The organism is Methanomassiliicoccales archaeon, from assembly GCA_026394395.1.
Taxonomy (GTDB): Archaea; Thermoplasmatota; Thermoplasmata; order Methanomassiliicoccales; family UBA472; genus UBA472.
In genome coordinates this window covers 214,951-230,380 of the sequence record JAPKYK010000001.1, presented here as the reverse complement: position 1 = coordinate 230,380, position 15,430 = coordinate 214,951, and the positions used below count along the sequence as shown (strand labels likewise).

Annotated in this window: 17 protein-coding genes; 11 read left to right on the top strand and 6 right to left on the bottom strand. The window is 60.3% G+C overall.

The window, feature by feature from the left end; genetic code table 11:
* Nucleotides 1-43: 43 nt before the first annotated feature.
* Genes NT131_01205 through NT131_01195 form a run of 3 tightly spaced genes read left to right on the top strand, consistent with a single transcriptional unit; the run spans nt 44 to nt 3,864 of the window.
* Nucleotides 44-1,135 carry a Xaa-Pro peptidase family protein gene (locus NT131_01205; GenBank protein MCX6650267.1) on the top strand — a complete coding sequence of 364 codons (1,092 nt, stop codon included), beginning with the start codon at nt 44-46 and terminating at the stop codon, nt 1,133-1,135.
* The gene (locus tag NT131_01200; protein MCX6650266.1) at nt 1,135-2,508 is read left to right on the top strand and encodes a TldD/PmbA family protein; all 1,374 of its coding nucleotides are present in this window, start codon (nt 1,135-1,137) and stop codon (nt 2,506-2,508) included. Before NT131_01205 ends, NT131_01200 begins: the two co-directional genes overlap by 1 nt.
* The gene (locus tag NT131_01195) at nt 2,509-3,864 is read left to right on the top strand and encodes a TldD/PmbA family protein (GenBank protein MCX6650265.1); all 1,356 of its coding nucleotides are present in this window, start codon (nt 2,509-2,511) and stop codon (nt 3,862-3,864) included.
* Here NT131_01195 and NT131_01190 read toward each other — a convergent pair whose 3' ends face one another.
* The 3 genes from NT131_01190 to ilvB are packed head-to-tail and all read right to left on the bottom strand — an operon-like array spanning nt 3,865 to nt 7,019.
* Nucleotides 3,865-4,236, bottom strand: coding sequence for a cyclophilin-like fold protein (locus NT131_01190; protein ID MCX6650264.1), 372 nt, complete (start codon nt 4,234-4,236; stop codon nt 3,865-3,867).
* A gap of 47 nt (nt 4,237-4,283) precedes the next feature.
* Nucleotides 4,284-5,273: a ketol-acid reductoisomerase gene (ilvC, locus tag NT131_01185; GenBank protein ID MCX6650263.1), complete on the bottom strand. Its 990-nt coding sequence runs from the start codon at nt 5,271-5,273 to the stop codon at nt 4,284-4,286.
* A 60-nt stretch (nt 5,274-5,333) separates the two neighbouring features.
* Entirely contained in the window at nt 5,334-7,019 is a 1,686-nt protein-coding gene (ilvB, locus tag NT131_01180) for a biosynthetic-type acetolactate synthase large subunit (protein MCX6650262.1), read from the bottom strand.
* A 181-nt stretch (nt 7,020-7,200) separates the two neighbouring features.
* Between ilvB and NT131_01175 the strand changes: the two genes are divergently transcribed.
* From NT131_01175 to NT131_01165, 3 genes are all read left to right on the top strand, one after another.
* Nucleotides 7,201-7,779: a GrpB family protein gene (locus NT131_01175; GenBank protein MCX6650261.1), complete on the top strand. Its 579-nt coding sequence runs from the start codon at nt 7,201-7,203 to the stop codon at nt 7,777-7,779.
* A gap of 9 nt (nt 7,780-7,788) precedes the next feature.
* Complete coding sequence (locus tag NT131_01170) at nt 7,789-8,259, top strand: NAD-dependent epimerase/dehydratase family protein (protein MCX6650260.1); 471 nt, start codon at nt 7,789-7,791, stop codon at nt 8,257-8,259.
* 70 nt (nt 8,260-8,329) lie between these two features.
* A complete protein-coding gene (locus NT131_01165; GenBank protein MCX6650259.1) occupies nt 8,330-9,286 on the top strand; it encodes a prenyltransferase in 957 nt (318 codons plus the stop codon).
* Here the strand turns inward: NT131_01165 and NT131_01160 are convergent.
* Nucleotides 9,240-10,166 carry a radical SAM protein gene (locus NT131_01160; protein ID MCX6650258.1) on the bottom strand — a complete coding sequence of 309 codons (927 nt, stop codon included), beginning with the start codon at nt 10,164-10,166 and terminating at the stop codon, nt 9,240-9,242. The two genes, NT131_01165 and NT131_01160, sit on opposite strands and share 47 nt — an antisense overlap.
* Before the next feature lie 90 nt (nt 10,167-10,256).
* Here NT131_01160 and NT131_01155 point away from each other — a divergent pair, with 90 nt between their 5' ends.
* The 4 genes from NT131_01155 to NT131_01140 all read left to right on the top strand — a co-directional run bounded on the left by NT131_01155 (nt 10,257) and on the right by NT131_01140 (nt 12,305).
* On the top strand, nt 10,257-10,472 hold the full coding sequence (locus tag NT131_01155) for a hypothetical protein (GenBank protein MCX6650257.1): 216 nt from the start codon (nt 10,257-10,259) through the stop codon (nt 10,470-10,472).
* A gap of 31 nt (nt 10,473-10,503) precedes the next feature.
* Complete coding sequence (locus NT131_01150; protein ID MCX6650256.1) at nt 10,504-10,839, top strand: GyrI-like domain-containing protein; 336 nt, start codon at nt 10,504-10,506, stop codon at nt 10,837-10,839.
* Between the two features lie 81 nt (nt 10,840-10,920).
* Complete coding sequence (locus tag NT131_01145) at nt 10,921-11,169, top strand: DUF5654 family protein (protein MCX6650255.1); 249 nt, start codon at nt 10,921-10,923, stop codon at nt 11,167-11,169.
* A gap of 122 nt (nt 11,170-11,291) precedes the next feature.
* Entirely contained in the window at nt 11,292-12,305 is a 1,014-nt protein-coding gene (locus tag NT131_01140; GenBank protein MCX6650254.1) for a type II glyceraldehyde-3-phosphate dehydrogenase, read from the top strand.
* Nucleotides 12,306-12,329: 24 nt separating this feature from the next.
* Here NT131_01140 and NT131_01135 read toward each other — a convergent pair whose 3' ends face one another.
* Both NT131_01135 and NT131_01130 read right to left on the bottom strand, forming a co-directional pair.
* Nucleotides 12,330-13,082: an ABC transporter permease gene (locus NT131_01135; GenBank protein ID MCX6650253.1), complete on the bottom strand. Its 753-nt coding sequence runs from the start codon at nt 13,080-13,082 to the stop codon at nt 12,330-12,332.
* On the bottom strand, nt 13,079-14,014 hold the full coding sequence (locus NT131_01130) for an ATP-binding cassette domain-containing protein (protein MCX6650252.1): 936 nt from the start codon (nt 14,012-14,014) through the stop codon (nt 13,079-13,081). The genes NT131_01135 and NT131_01130 overlap by 4 nt, the downstream gene beginning before the upstream one ends.
* A 180-nt stretch (nt 14,015-14,194) precedes the next feature.
* On the opposite strand from NT131_01130, the gene pgk reads away from it, so the two are divergent.
* Complete coding sequence (pgk, locus tag NT131_01125; protein MCX6650251.1) at nt 14,195-15,427, top strand: phosphoglycerate kinase; 1,233 nt, start codon at nt 14,195-14,197, stop codon at nt 15,425-15,427.
* Nucleotides 15,428-15,430 lie beyond the last annotated feature (3 nt).

Sequence of the window (15,430 nt, the reverse complement as noted above, 5' to 3'; positions counted from 1 at the left end):
CAGCCCTAAATACGGAAAAACCCTTTTCGCCCTCGTGATAGGGATGAAGGACCGAGTAAAGTGGATCTTTTCCAATTGCCAGGAAGGGCTGGACGCCATCGTGCTCGTCAACGGTGAGGAGCCGATGTTGGACGTGGCGTTCCCCTACGTCACCGGGACCAGGTTCGGGCTTTTCGAGGGCTGCCTGGGGGTCATCACCCCTGACGGGCGCTCCACCCTCATAACTTCCCAGCTGGAGGAGACCTCCGCCCGGGCCGGGAAGGCGGAAGTGCTCACCTACCGCACCCAGAAGGACCGGGAGATGGTCGGCGGGGGCATCTTGGGCAACTTCCGCAAGATCGGGATACACGGTTGGGGCATCACCTACAACAACTATCTGGACCTCCAGCGGATGGCGCCCTCGGCGGAGCTGGTGGACATCAGCCCCGGGCTGTCCGCTGCTCGCTTTATCAAAGACAGGGACGAGGTGGAACGCATGAGGAAGGCCTGCCGCATCGCCTCCCGGGTGGCCGATGAGATACCCCGCATCCTCAAGGACGGCATGACGGAATACGAAGCGGCAGCGGAGCTGGACTATCGCATGATGCGCATGGGCGCCACCGGGTCGGCCTTCGGCACCAACGCCTCCTTCGGCCCCAGCTCGGCGGAGCCGCATCACGGGGCCGAGGACATCAAGATCAAGCGCGGGGACACCGCCCTCTTCGACTTCGGCTGCAAGGTGGAGGGCTACTGCTCGGACATCACCCGCACCTCCTTCTTCAAGGAGGCCAAGGACTGGCAGAAGCGCATGTACCAGGTAGTGCTGGAGGCGCAGATCGTCGCCCTCAAGGTGATCAAGGCCGGGGTCAACGGCAAGGACGTGGACGCCGCCGCCCGCAAGGTCATCGACGCCAGCGAGTTCAAGGAGCTGATGATCCATTCCACCGGGCACGGGCTGGGACTGTCGGTGCACGACGGTGGACGAATGGCCCCGAACCACGATTTCATTCTCAAAGCAGGCATGGTCCTGACGGTCGAGCCGGGCGTGTACATCGCTGGGCAGGGCGGGGTGCGCATCGAGGACGACGTGCTCATCACCGAGGACGGGTACGAGATGCTCACCGACGCCGCCAAGGAACTGAAGGTGGTCCAATGATGGACCAGCTGGAACTGGCCGTGGAACGCATGCGGGCCGAGGGCGCGGACTTCTGCGACGCCCGCTACCAGGTGATCACCAGCACCGGGGTGGCGGTGGTGGACGCCGCCGTCAAGCGCATATCGGAGGACAGACTGCGGGGAGCGTGCCTGAGGGCCCGGAAACGAGGCTCCTGGGGCTACGCTACGACGGTGGACGTGTCCAAGGAGGCCATGATGGAAGCGACGGCCAAGGCCGTCCGCAACGCTCTGGCCGGGACGGCCCAGGGCAAGCTCATACCAGACCGGGGCGGGGCCAAGGCCGACCTCAAGGCCCAGGTCAAGCTTCACCCTTCCAAGGTGGGCATGGACGAGAAGGTCCAGGCGGCTCTGGACATGGACCGGGCGCAGCGGGTAGACCCGCGCATAGTCAACAGCAACGCCATGCTGCGGGAGGAGGTGCGGGAGAACATGCTGGTCAACAGCCACGACAAGCGCCTGAGCTGGGAGGAGGTGCGTTCCACAATAATGGTGGAGGCTGTGGCCCACGAGGCCGGGCGTACCGAGTTCTTCTACGACATCCGGGACGGCTCCGTCGGTTACGAACTGGTCAAGGAGACCGACCTGGAGGCCTTCGGGCGGGAGACGGGGAAGGAGGCCATCAAGATGCTCTCGGCGGTGAAGGCGCCTTCGGGCCTGGTCACCTGCATAACCGACCCCTCCATCTCTGGGCTGCTGGCCCATGAGGTCATGGGGCACGCGTCCGAGGCGGACGAGATAGTCAAGCGGCGTTCCTTCCTTACCGACATGGTGGGCAAGAAGGTCGGCTCGCCCCTCATCACCATGGTGGACGACGGGACGTTCAAGGGAGCGAGGGGTTGCATCCCCTTCGACGACGAGGGCTCGCCCTCCTCGCGCACGGTGGTCATCCAGGACGGCGTGTACCGCGGGTACATGCATTCGTTGGAGACCGCGGCGGAGATGGGCGTGGAGCCGACCGGCAACGGGAGGGCCCAGGCCTTCGACCACCGGGTGTGGGTGCGCATGACCAACACCTTCTTCGATAAGGGGGACCAGGACCTCGACGAGATGATCGCCGATGTCAAGCTGGGAGTGCTCACCGACCACATGATCAGCGGCATGGAGGACCCGGTGGGCGGCGGCTTTGAGGCCAAGGCCTTGCGCGGATTCCTCATCGAGAACGGGAAGATAACCAATATGCTGCGCTCGTTCACTCTGACCGGCAACGCCCTCAATATCCTTTCGACGGCCGATGCCATGGGCAAGAAGGTCGAGCTGGACGGCGGGTACTGTGGCAAGGGCATCGAGGACTGGGTCCCCGTTTCATCTGGGGGCCCGCACTGTCGCTTCAAGATAGTACTGGGAGGCGATTGAATGGACCTCGAGAGGATGACCAAGAAGACGGTGCACAAGGTGCTGGAAGAGGGGGCCAAGGAGGTCGAGGCCTACCTGGTCCGCGTGCGCTCGCTCACCGCCTACATAGATGACGACAAGGTGAAGAACCTGGAGGAGAAGCTGGACCAGGGCATATCCGTGCGGGTGTCCCTTAACGGGCGCCTGGGGCAGTCCAGCTCCACAATGTACACCGTGCGCGATCTGGAAGAGTGCGGGGCCAAGGCTGTCGCCTTAGCCCGGCTCTCCCGTCCCGACCCTCATTTTAAGAAGTTCCCCGGCTTCTCGCAGCCGGTAGGCTCCGTGGAGAACAGCCAGGAAGAGGTTCTGACCGCCAGCCAGGAGATGCTTAGGGACAAGGTGGCGGAGGTCGTGAACGCGGTCGGAGAGGGGATCAAGGTCCCGAGAGGGCAGCTGCGCGTGGCCATATTGGAACGTGCTCTGACCAACTCCAACGGCGCCACCTTCCGGGAGAAGGGGACGATGGCCTACGCCCACTTCACCTGCATGACCACCGGGGCGGACCCCGGCGAGGGCAGTGAAAGCTACTATTCGTCAGGGCTGTCGGCCCTGGACACGCAGAACATGGGACAGAGGTTGAGGGAGAAGGCCCTGAACGCCCAAAACGCCGAGCACTTCAAGGGCAAGATGACCACCTCGGTGATCCTTCCACCGGAGGAGCTGGCGGAGATGCTCATAGCTTCCGTGGGCTATTCTCTCGACGGGGAGAACGCCCTGCGACACCGCTCTCCCTGGGGGGAGCTGGTGGGACAGGAGGTCGGGAACAAGCTGGTGGACCTGCGCGACCAACCCTGGGACCCCCGCTCCTCGCTCTCCTGCAAGTTCGACGACGAAGGGACGCCCACCAGGGAGAAGCCGCTAGTGGAGAGGGGAGTGCTGAAGGGACTGCTCTACGACAACTATCACGCCCAGATGGGGAACGTCTCCGCCACCGGCAACTACATACGGCGCGATCCATCGGACGCCCTGAACCTGTACCGCCGGGGCGCGGTCACTCTGCCCATGAACCTGGTGTGGAGGGCGGGGACGAAGAGCGTGGAGGACATGGTCTCGGAGATGAAGGAGGGAGTGGTCATCGAGAAGCTGGCCGCCCCGGACGTCAACAACATCACCGGAGGCTTCGCCCTGGAGGTGCGCTCCGCCAAGCTGGTGCGAGACGGACAGGTCGCGGGACACATTGACCAGTGCCTGCTGGTAGGTAATTTCTATCAGGCGCTGAAGCGCGTCGGGGCCGTAGGAAACGACGCCACGGTACACCGCAACTGCATCACCCCTTCCGTACGCTTCGACGACCTGGAGATGGTGGGAAGCGAGTGATCAGTCCGCCCGCTCCAGGGTCACCCTGGTGCGGTCCGGGAGCTCGGCCAGGGCGCTGACGTTGTTCAGCACGCGCCCGACCGGGGTCACCGGGGAGAAGGCCTCGGGCTTGGAGGTGCTGGACACCGGTGTCCGCCCGAAGAAGAAACAAAGGGCGTTGCCTTCCGGCCAGAAGGCCACCTCGCCCTCCTCCAATATCTTCTTGCCGTTCTCGAGGGGGTTGCTGACAGGGACCGTGAAATAGATCTCCCCGCCCCACACGTTTATTTCCCGCTCCAGCGGCAGCGACTCGTTGATCTTCCAGGCGGCCACGGTGTCGTTGAGCTCGATCTCCCACCGCTCATACCTGGTGCGCATAAGAATACGTTCCATGCCCCCTCCCTATGAAGGGAAAGGGTGGAAGGGTGAAAAGGGTTTCGTCACTTCTTGGTCTCGAAGAGGGCGCGTATCTCCTTGCCCACCTTCTCCACCTGGGTCTCGGACTCGGCCTTTTCCAGGGCCTTCATCCGGGGCATGCCCGCTTTTGCGTCGGCAAGCCATTCCTTGGCGAACTCGCCGTTGCAGATGCGGTCCAGCATCTTCTCCATGGCCGCTCGGCTCTGGTCGTTGATGACCAGCTCGCGGGTGGTCAGTCCGCCGAACTCGGCGGTGTTGGAGACGCTGTTCCACATGTTCATCATGCCGCCCTGGTAGATCAGGTCGACGATGAGCTTGACCTCGTGCAGGCACTCGAAGTAGGCGATCTCCGGCTGGTAGCCCCTCTTGACCAGGGTCTGGAAACCGGCCTCAATGAGGGCGGTGACCCCGCCGCATAGCACGGCCTGCTCCCCGAACAGGTCGGACGTCGCTTCCTCGCGGAAGTTGGTCTCCAGTACGCCCGCCTTGGTCGAGCCCAGGCCCTTGGCCAAGGCCAACGCTATGGACTTGGCCTTGCCGGTGAAGTCCTGTTCCACCGCGATGAGGGCGGGGACACCGAACCCTTCGACGAAGACCCTCCGCTCCATGGGGCCGGGGGCCTTCGGGGCCATCATGATGACGTCCACGGTCTTGGGCGGCTTGATCACGCCGAAGGTGATGGCGAAGCCGTGGGCGAACTCGAGCGCCGCGCCCTTCTTCAGGTTGGGCTCGATCTCCGCCTTGTACACATCACCCTGGACCTCGTCCGGGATGAGCACCAGGACCACGTCCGCGCCCTTGACGGCGCCGGCCACGGTGTCCACCTTCAGTCCGTTCTTCTTGGCATCGTTCCAGGACTTGCCGTCCTTGCGCACGCCGACGGTAACGTCCAATCCGCTATCGTGAAAGCACAACGCTTGGGCCTTGCCCTGGTTCCCGAAACCGATGACCGCGACCTTCTTGCCCTTCAGGACGCCCAGGTCGGCGTCCGACTCGTGATATATCTTTGCCATATGATCACCGTTAGATGCTCTGACGCATTTTATCCTCATTATTTACATTGTTCTACCCTATCAACGGCTTTGGTTCCACATGCAGCGGTTGCGTATGGTCCCTTGGTCGCTGCTGACCCCGCCTGGCAGCATGGGCAGCATGTCCTCCTCCGGATCGATGCGCACGTCCACCACGAAGGGTACGTCGGAAGCGAAGGCCGTCTTGAAGGCCTCCGACAGCTCGCTGGGCCTGGTCACCGTGACCCCGGCGGCCCCGAAGGCCTCCGCCAGCTTCACGAAGTCCGGGTTGCACCGTAGTTCGGTGCCGCTGTAGCGGCGGTTCCACTGCAGCTTCTGCCATTGCTTCACCATGCCCAGCCAGCCGTTGTTGAGCAGGCAGACCACCACCGGCAGGTCCTCGCTCATGGCCGTTGCCAGCTCCTGGAACACCATCTGGAAGCTGCCGTCCCCGGCCACGTCCACCACCTGTTTGTCCCGGTGGGCGTACTTGACCCCCAGGGAGGCGGGAAAGCCGAAGCCCATAGTGCCCATGCCGCCAGAGGTGATGAACTGGCTGGGATGCTTCAATTGCATGAAGTGGGCCGCCCACATCTGGTTCTGCCCCACCTCCGTGGCCACGTAGGCGTCCGGGTTAAGGGCCTTCCGCAGCTCCCATATGACCTTCTGCGGTTTTATCGGTTCCTCGTCGATGTCGATGTTGCAGATGCAGCCATCGTAGAGCTCCTTCACCCTCTTGCCCCAGGCGCTCTCGCCCTTGGAGCAGCGTCCGAGCCCCTTGATCACCAATTGCAGGCCCTTGCGGGCGTCGCCCACCAGCCTGACCTTGGTGCGCGGGTTCTTGCCCGCCTCCATGGGATCGATGTCCAGATGGATGATCTTGGTGTCGTTGGACATCTCTTGGTCGTAGCCGATGGTGCGGTCCGAGAACCGCGTCCCGATGGCGAATACGACGTCCGCTTCCAGCAGCGCTTTCCGGGAGCATTCGCGCCCGTGCATGCCGATCATGCCGAATGACAGCGGATGGTCCTCGGGGATTATGGCCTTGGCCATTATTGTGGTGATGACCGGAGCGAACAGCATCTCGGCCAGCTTCTGCACCTCGCTGGAGGCGTTGGACCATCTGGCCCCGCCGCCGACGAGCAGCACCGGCCTCTCCGCGTCCCGGAGCACCTTCACCGCCTCGATGACGGCCGAGAAGTCCTCGAAGGGGGCGGGAACGGGGAACTCCTCGTTCAGGCGGGAGGGGTCGATCTCCTTTCTCTGCACGTCCACTGGTAGGTCGATGTGCACCGGGCCCTTGCGCCCGCTGTTGGCTATGCCCATGCCCCGTTTGATGGCCTCCGGCAGGTCGTTGGGCTTGAGCACGCGATAGTTGTGCTTGGTGATGGGCATCATCAAGCTGAAGATGTCCGCCTCCTGGAAGGCGTTGTTGCCGATCATGCTGGTGGCCACCTGTCCGGTCAGCACTATCATGGGCGAGGAGTCCGCGTACGCTGTAGCTACGCCCGTCACCAGGTTGGTGGCCCCCGGGCCGGAGGTGGCCAGGCACACCCCGGTCTTGTTGGTCGTTCGGGAATAGCCGTCGGCCATGTGGGCGGCGCACTGCTCGTGACGGACTAGGACGTGGTGGATGTTCGAGTCCAATAGTTCGTCGTATATGGGGATGGTTACCCCGCCTGGGTAACCGAACATGACGTCCACACCCTGCCCTTCGAGCAGTTCCAGAATAGCCTTGGCACCTTTCATTCGCTAACCCCCTCATTTTTTCAATCGGAGAGGACGTCCGTACGGAACGTCCTCTGTCACAAGACGACGACCACAGTGAGCAATGACAAAAGCATCGATCTCTTCTCACCCGTGCTGTCGTTTGACACGGATAAACTTCATGCCAAGCATGATATATAAGAATATCTGAAATCAGGGATGCATGACGAATGCTGGTGGTGACACCGCCCAGGCGACCGGGCCGATCGATGCAATGGACATCGTGGAACTGAGAGACCACGACCCCGCCTGGAAGGAAGAGTTCCGGAGGGAGCGGGAGCGTCTGATCTCAGCCCTCGGCACTGACATCCGCCGCATCGACCACGTGGGCAGCACCGCCGTGCCCGGACTGAAGGCTAAGCCGGTGATCGACATCCTGGCCTCTGTGGAGCGGCTGGACCCTGAACTGTTCGCCAGCCGCCTGGCCGTTCTTGGGTACGTGCACGTGCCCATCGGGGAGGAGGAGCGCCTGTTCTTCCGAAAAGGTATGCCCCGCACCCATCACCTGCACCTGGTACTGGAAGGCGGGGAGGAGTTCCGGAGGCACATCCTGTTCCGGGACCGACTCATCGCTCACTCAGAGGAGGCCAGGAGGTACGCCGTCCTGAAGGAGGAGCTGGCCGAACGCTTCCGGAACGATAGGGAGGCCTACATCAGGGGAAAGGAGGACTTCATCTCCGAGATACTGGCCAAGGCCGAGGAGCTGGTGAGGGCTTCCGGACTGGATTGGACGATCTTGTGACCGTCCGGCATGTACGGGCCGAGCAACGTGGACGATTTGTCGTACTACTTCATCATCTCGTTCAAGGGCTTCGCCTCCAAGTTCATCATCGGCTCCGGCAAGAACTACATCCAGTTCGTGCACGTGAGAGATGTGGTGCAAGGATTCCTGCGGGCACTGGACCATCCCAATTCCACGGGCAGGACCTTCATCATCACCCAGGCCAGGCCGTACACCTACGAGGAGGTGTATCGTGTGCTTGCCAACATATTCGGGCAGAAGGAGCCCAAGTGGAGGGTCGGGAAGCGCCTGGCCAAATTGATGATGCTGCCCCTAGAGAGCCTTAACGCCCTGCTCGGTTGGGAGAACTTCCTCTACCGGCGGAAAACGGTGGAGAGCGTGACCAGCGACCGCGCATTCAGCATCGAGCGGGCCCGGAAGGAACTGGGATACGAACCGGAGTACGACCTGCCGGAGGGCATGGCGGAGACGGTGGCCTGATACAAGGACAATGGTTATCTCTGAAGCAAACGTTAAATCCACTATCGGTTTTTACCCCGACGGTGAGATTATGGAGGCGACCGTGGCCTGGCGGAAGATTTTGAACCTGCTGAGGATCAGCTACACCCTTCCGTTCGTCATGGCCTCGGTGACCGGGGCGGCCTTCGCTCTGATGATGAACGGAGATCTTCTCCTGGCCTTCCTGATACCGCTGGACGTGTTCTTCCTGGCCATGTTCGTCAACATCACCAACGATTATTTCGACCACAAGAGCGGCACCGACTCCACCCGCTTCGACTTCATGACCCCCGAGCTGAAGGAGACCATCAAGGAGGTCTACGACGAGCGGATATACTGGGACGGCAACACCTTCGACAAGGGAGAGGTGAGCGAGAGGCACGGCCGAATCATCATCGCGCTCATCGCCCTGGGGGCGCTGCTGGTCTCCATCCCGATCATAATGCACGGAGGCTGGCTGGTCATCGTGTTGGGAGCTGTCGGTTTCTTCCTGGCCTACTTCTACACCGCCCCACCGCTGAACCTGGGGGCGCGCGGCCTGGGCGAGCTGGACGTCGGGACCTCGTTCTTCATGATGTCCTTCTTCACCTACTACGTGATAGTCGGGCAATGGTTCTGGGAGATGTTCCTCCTCGGCCTCACCGTAGGGCTAACGGTCATGCTCATGCGCTTCGTGGACCAGATGTCTGGGTACGAGGCGCACGTGAAGGGCGGGGAGAAGGACTGGTGTGTGCGTCTGGGACTAGAGAGGGCGGTCAAGGCCGTCGCAGTGCTCCTGGTAGTGCTGTACGCCATAATCATTGGCCTGATCCTCTTCGACCCGCTGTACGCGCTACTGCTTCTAACCATACCCATGGCTCGTAGCCTGATGAGGATGCTTCACAACAAGGAGGACAAACTGCGTTTCATCCGCCCGGCGCCCCAAGTGTTCAAGCTGGTCCTGGGAAATCAGATCCTCATTATCATTTCGTTGATAGTGCAAAGCGTCCTGCCATGGACAATATGGTAGACGGACTTCCGCGGGTGACCAGGGAGTACTCGCGCACGGCGTCGAAGCCGCACTTTTTGCACGATTCTCCCCTCATGGGGCAGCCGTACTTCTTGCTGCGGTCGGGCATGACGAATTCCGAGGCCCAGAATGGACATCTCTCCGAATAGTCCTCGATGAGCAGTTCCTTGAGCGCCTTCTTGGAGTTCAGAATGGGATAGCCTTCCTTCTTCAGGACGATTATCTCCTCCACCGCCTGGCGCTTCTCTTCCAAGGTCAGGGTCTTGGACTCCGGCGGGGGGGTGAGGAAATTGATCATCATCCCGTTGAGGTGGGGGTTGTCCTTCACGATCTGGGCCGTCTCCCGGATGAGGTGCTTATTGTCCGGCATGACCACCATGTTGGCGAAGACGTTGGGATGGTTCACCTTCTCCAGGTTGGCCATGAGCTTGTCGTAGACGCCCTCGCACCTGATCTTATCATGAACTTCCTTCGGCCCGTCCAGGGACACGGAGATGACGTCGCTCTCCAGATGGAAGACGTTGGTGCCATTGGTGGTATACCCGGTGACGTAGTAGCCGATCTCCTTTCCGGCCTTGATGAGGTCCAGCAGGGTGCGGTCGCCGTCATTCCAGTAGGTGGGCTCTCCGCCCTCGAAGAAGAGCACCCGGGCGCCGCGCTCGAAGGAGGCCTTCATCTCCTCCATCGCCACCTCGTACGACATCTTGTGAGGCTGGGGGACGAGGGGAAGGTTCTCGGCGATTTGGCAGTGCTGGCACTTGAGGTTGCATTGGTAGGTGATGATCATGGTGTTGACCAGAGGCTTCTTGAAGCCCAGCAGCCCCTTGAAGAACCAGACCCCATAATAAGCGGTCTGACCTATCGACCTCAGCACGCCCATGCCTCCCCCATTCCCGCCCGGATATTTCAATTGTGCCCGGCGCAGCCTTGATATGCCTTTTGAAGAATGTGTTTCAATGGAGAAGATAGAGTGCGGAAGATGCACCCGAAGCTTTTCAAAGCCAAGACCGAACCGGAACTACTTGACGTTCCTGAGCTTAATTACCTGGCGATCAGGGGAAATGAGAAACCGGGCGGGACGGAGTTCCAGGCGGCCATAGGTGCCCTTTACCAGTGTGCGTTCACCATGAAGTTCCAGTGGCAAGGCGGAGGGCAGGGACTTCTCTGTCATGGCACTGGAAGGTGACTTTTATTGGAAGGAGGGCCAGACCGGTATAATGGATTGGACGTTGATGATGATAGTACCGGACTTCGTCGGGCAGGCGGAGGTCGAGCGCTCAGCGCAGGCCGTGAGGGCGAAGAAGGGAGATGTTCCGCAATTGAACAAGGTGGAACTGATAAGGAGAACGGACGGGGCGAGCGTCCATATGTTGCACGTGGGACCATACGATCAAGAGATGGTCAGCGTCGCCTTGCTGTGGCAGTTCATGTGCTCCAAAGGTCTGGAATCGAACGGGCCTCATCACGAGATCTATATCAGCGACCCCAACCGGATCGCTCAAGAGAAATCGAAGACCGTCATTCGTTATCCAGTGCGGACAAAAAGAGTATGAGATAACGGTCCAGATTTTGATAAACATTAAATATCGATGAAGTGGTTTTCATGAATAACCCAATCAGATGGGAGGAATTTTATGGCAAGCTTGAAACTTGAGATAATGGACAAGATCGTGGCGTTGATGACCGCGGCCTTCGGAATGGTCGCTGCATTGGCCTGGAATTCAGCCATATCTGCACTCATGATAGACTGGCTGGGCGCCTCAGGCGACGCAACCATAGGCCTGATCATATACGCTGTCATCGTCACGGTAGTGGCTGTGATTGCCATCGTCCTGATCTCCAGGATGTACAGCAAGATGAAGACCAAGGCAGAGGCCAAGTAAACACCTCTTCCTAAACCCTTTCTATATCCTTTTTATCATCTTTTTTATCCACAACTTCTATCGTCAGACCAAAACGATGATAACTGCCGGTGGCTATTTGTAAAATGTAACGAGGGGATTTCATGAAGGTCAAGGTCGGCATCAACGGCTATGGCACGATCGGAAAGAGAGTGGCTTGGGCTGTGAACAGGCAGAACGACATGGAGGTCGTGGGGGTCACCAAGACCAGACCGTCCTACGAGGCTTCCACCGCCCTACGCGAGGGTCATCCTTTGTTCGCGGCGCACATTGAGGACGTGGAGGGCTTTGAGAAGGCCGGGGTCAAGACCCAAGGGACCTTGGAGGACCTGTTGAAGAAGGTCGACATCATCGTGGATTGCACCCCTGGCGGTTTCGGCGAGAAGAACAAACCGATGTACGAGAAGGCCGGGGTCAAGTGCATGTTCCAGGGAGGAGAGGCGCATGAGATGGCCGGGATATCCTTCAACGCCCTGGCCAACTATCAGGAGGCCTGGGGGGCGCCCTCGGCGAGGGTCGTTTCGTGCAACACCACCGGCCTGGTGCGCACATTGTTCCCGCTGCAGCAAGCCTTCGGCATCCAGAAGGTTTTCGCTTCATTGGTACGCCGCGGCGCGGACCCGGCGGACAAGAAGGGGGCGGCGCTGAACGCCATCGAACCCTCCCTCAAGCTGCCGACGCATCACGGGCCGGACGTGAAGACGGTCATGCACGGGCTGGACATCCAGACTATGGCCGTGGTGACCCCGACGACGCTCATGCACCTGCACTGCATCGTCGTCGAGCTGAAGAAGAAGGTCACCGAGAAGGACGTCCTGGACGTCTGGGCCTCCTCGCCCCGGGTCAAGCTCATCTCCGGCAAGGACGGGGTGAAGAACACCGGGCAGGTAATGGAGCTGGCCAAGGACCTAGGCCGGCCGCGCGGGGACCTCATGGACATCGCCGTGTGGAAGGACGGGGTGAAAGTTGTCGATTCCATCCTCTACTACTACCAGGCCATTCATCAGGAGAGCGACGTGGTCCCGGAGAACGTGGACTGCATACGCTCCATGATGAAGCTGGAGAAGGACAACCTGGCCTCCATCGAGCGCACCGACAAGGCCATCGGCCTGCGCTGATCTTCTTTTCGGGGCTTTGGCCCCTCACAACCCTTTCAAGGCCTTCCTCTTCAGCACGTAATTTGCAGACAACAGGAACGCTACAGTGAACATCATTAGCACCACCAGGTCCAGGGCCAGGGGGATGGCCCCTTCGTTGCCCAGAGCCTGATTGAACCCGTCCACCAGGTAAGTAAGGGGGGAGAACATGGTGACCGTCCGGGTCGCCCCGGTCATCTCGGTCAGGGGGATGAAGATGCCGCTGATGAAGATAAGGGGGAAACGGACCAGGGCGGCCAGCATCATTATGTTACTTGGCACCGGCCCGGCCGGCGAGGACAGCAGCACCCCCAGCGCGGCGAAGCACAGGTTGCCCAGTATGAAGAGCAATGGAAGGGCCACGATAGCCACCAGAGTCAGGTGGAAGGGGACGAGGAAAGATCCCGCAATGAATATGATCAGACTGATGATCATGCCGAAACCTGCCCCGGCCAGAGTGTCGCCTAGCACCAACAGTGGAATGCTCACCGGCAGTGACAGCAACCGTTCGAACGTGCCGGCCTGCTTCTCCCAGGGGATGATGAGCGGGCCAACGGAGGAGGCGGTGAAGAACAGGGACATGGCCAGGAAACCCGGGAAGTATTTCGTTATGTCGAGCTGCCTTCCCACGAAGAAGGCGAAGAACAGGAAGGTGGGAAGTATGAGCCCGAAGATGAAGACCGGGGGCTTCTTGTAATAGATCTTGATGTCCTTGACCGTCGTGGCCAGAACCCCTCGGACCATGATGTCCAGGTTCATGCACTCATCTCCGTGAGCTTCACGAACACGTCCTCGAGCGAGGGCGCCAGGGTGTTCAAGGATACGATGGTCAGTCCCTGCTCGTCCCGGACCTGCATTATCCTTTTAATGGCCTGGTCAGGATCGGGGGTGTAGAACCGAAGCTTGTTGCCCTGAGCCTCAGCCCTGGTTATGCACTGGGAAACGAAAAGGTCGCATTCCACCAGTCGGTCGAAGGTCACTTCTACGGACTGGGCCCCTTCGAACGCGGACCTAAGCCGCTCCGGGGTGTCCAGTGCCACAACTTTACCGTGATTGATTATGCAAACCCGATTGCACAGTCGGCTGGCCTCCTCGATGTTGTGCGTGGTCAGCAGGATGGTGCTTCCGTTCTTGTTCATCTTGCCTACTTTCTCCAATATCATGCGCCGGCTTTGCACGTCCAGCCCCTCAGTGGGCTCGTCTAGGAACAGCAACTCGGGCTCGTGGATGATAGCGCAGCCAATGGACACGCGCTGCCTCATGCCCTTGGAAAAGCGCTTGATACGTTCGTCCATCCTACCGCCCAGCCCCAGCTCCTCCAGAAGGGCGGACGCTCTTTCCTTCCGAGTACGCTTGGACAGACCGTAGAAGCGCCCGAAAAGTTCCAGGTTCTCCCGGGCGGTGAGGTCCGGATACACGTTCCCTATCTCGGGAATGACACCTATCTTTCCTTTGGCCAGCAGGGGGTCCCGTTTCATGTTGAGCCCCATGATGGTGACCGTGCCGGAGTCCGGTCGCAATACGCCAGTGAGCATCCTGATGGTGGTGGTCTTGCCTGCCCCGTTGGGACCAAGTAATCCGAAAAACTGCTTCTCAGGGACCTCGAAACTGACATCGTCCACCGCTTTGAACTCCCCGAAGCACTTGCAAAGACCTTTGGCCTCGATCGCAGATATCACCATCACCAGCATTCGACTAAGGACGTGCGGCCATAATAAGGATGATGGTAGGCTAGTCCTTGGCAGCGAACAGATCTTGGCGAGCTACGGTGTGTCACTGGCATTCCCAGGCAAATCATTTTTTATTGCATCGCCATCCACTGTACAGAGATATCGTTACCTGACCGGTCACGGCCGCCAGGGGACATTGCCATGAAGGACCACTTCACCTTGGACGATTTGGGGATCGAAGGCAAGACCGTCATCTACCGCGTGGACATCAACAGCCCGCTCAAAGAGGGCACTCTAGAGCTGGCCAACGACAACCGTATACGCGAGATACTTCCCACCCTCCGGGAGCTGCTCAACCGTAGGGCCAAGGTGATAATACTGGCCCACCAGAGCCGGCCGGGGAAGTGGGACTATACTTCTATGGAGCGCCATGCCCGCCGCACATCCGAGCTGCTGGGCGTGGAGGTACCTTACGTGAACGACCTCTGCGGAGAGGAGGCCAAGAAGGCCATATCCCGTTTGAAGCCCGGCGAGGCCATCATGCTCCGCAACGTGAGGGACGAGAAGGAGGAGATGAACAAGGTGAGCATGGAAGAGCATTCCCGCGCCAGGATTGTGCAGGAGCTCTCCGCCTTAGCCGACCTGTACGTCTCGGACGCCTTCGCCGCCGCCCACCGTTCCCAGTGCTCCCTGGTTGGATTCCAGGCCATGCTGCCCTCCGCCGCCGGGCGGCTCATGGAGAAGGAGCTGGAAGCCCTGAGGCAGGTCATCGACGACCCCTCGCACCCCTGCGTGTTCGTCCTGGGAGGATCGAAGTTCTCCGACGCCATCAAGGTAGTGGACCGAGTGCTGAAGGAGAACATCGCGGACAAGGTGCTCTTGGTCGGTCTGGCCGGCAACGCCTTCCTGAAGGCCAAGGGTATCGCCCTGGGAAAGAAGAGTGAGGACATCCTCATGGAGGAGTTCACCGAGGAGAACCTGGCCGCCGCCAAAGTGCTCCTGGAGGGATATGGAGAACGCATCGAGACGCCGGTGGACGTGGCCCTGGACGAGAACGGGAAAAGAAAGGACGTGCCCCTGAGCGCCCTGCCCTCCGAACTGCCCATAATGGACATTGGCAAGGAGACCACGGCTAGGTTCTCTGACATCATCTCCAAGGCCTGCACCGTGTTCATATCTGGACCGGCTGGGGTGATCGAGAGGGAGGAGTTCTCCCTAGGCACCCGGGCGCTCATGGAAGCCACCGTGTCCAGCGACGCCTTCTCCGTCATCGGCGGTGGTCACACCGTAAGCGCCGCTCAGAAGTACGGTTGCTGCGACCGCTTCTCCTACGTTAGCACGGGTGGCGGGGCCCTGGAGAACTACATCATGGGCAAACCGCTACCGGTGGTTGAAGCGCTCAAGGCGGCTTACAAAAGGGGAAAGAGGAAATAGTTT

Coding starts and splice junctions, on each gene's coding strand:
- NT131_01200 (MCX6650266.1), top strand. CDS start 1,135: ATGGACCAGCTGGAACTGGCCGTGGAACGCATGCGGGCCGAGGGCGCG.
- NT131_01135 (MCX6650253.1), bottom strand. CDS start 13,082: ATGAACCTGGACATCATGGTCCGAGGGGTTCTGGCCACGACGGTCAAG.
- NT131_01145 (MCX6650255.1), top strand. CDS start 10,921: ATGGCAAGCTTGAAACTTGAGATAATGGACAAGATCGTGGCGTTGATG.
- NT131_01150 (MCX6650256.1), top strand. CDS start 10,504: ATGGATTGGACGTTGATGATGATAGTACCGGACTTCGTCGGGCAGGCG.
- NT131_01165 (MCX6650259.1), top strand. CDS start 8,330: ATGGAGGCGACCGTGGCCTGGCGGAAGATTTTGAACCTGCTGAGGATC.
- pgk (MCX6650251.1), top strand. CDS start 14,195: ATGAAGGACCACTTCACCTTGGACGATTTGGGGATCGAAGGCAAGACC.
- NT131_01195 (MCX6650265.1), top strand. CDS start 2,509: ATGGACCTCGAGAGGATGACCAAGAAGACGGTGCACAAGGTGCTGGAA.
- NT131_01130 (MCX6650252.1), bottom strand. CDS start 14,014: ATGCTGGTGATGGTGATATCTGCGATCGAGGCCAAAGGTCTTTGCAAG.
- NT131_01140 (MCX6650254.1), top strand. CDS start 11,292: ATGAAGGTCAAGGTCGGCATCAACGGCTATGGCACGATCGGAAAGAGA.
- ilvB (MCX6650262.1), bottom strand. CDS start 7,019: ATGAAAGGTGCCAAGGCTATTCTGGAACTGCTCGAAGGGCAGGGTGTG.
- NT131_01160 (MCX6650258.1), bottom strand. CDS start 10,166: ATGGGCGTGCTGAGGTCGATAGGTCAGACCGCTTATTATGGGGTCTGG.
- ilvC (MCX6650263.1), bottom strand. CDS start 5,273: ATGGCAAAGATATATCACGAGTCGGACGCCGACCTGGGCGTCCTGAAG.
- NT131_01175 (MCX6650261.1), top strand. CDS start 7,201: ATGACGAATGCTGGTGGTGACACCGCCCAGGCGACCGGGCCGATCGAT.
- NT131_01170 (MCX6650260.1), top strand. CDS start 7,789: ATGTACGGGCCGAGCAACGTGGACGATTTGTCGTACTACTTCATCATC.
- NT131_01205 (MCX6650267.1), top strand. CDS start 44: ATGAAGGACCGAGTAAAGTGGATCTTTTCCAATTGCCAGGAAGGGCTG.
- NT131_01190 (MCX6650264.1), bottom strand. CDS start 4,236: ATGGAACGTATTCTTATGCGCACCAGGTATGAGCGGTGGGAGATCGAG.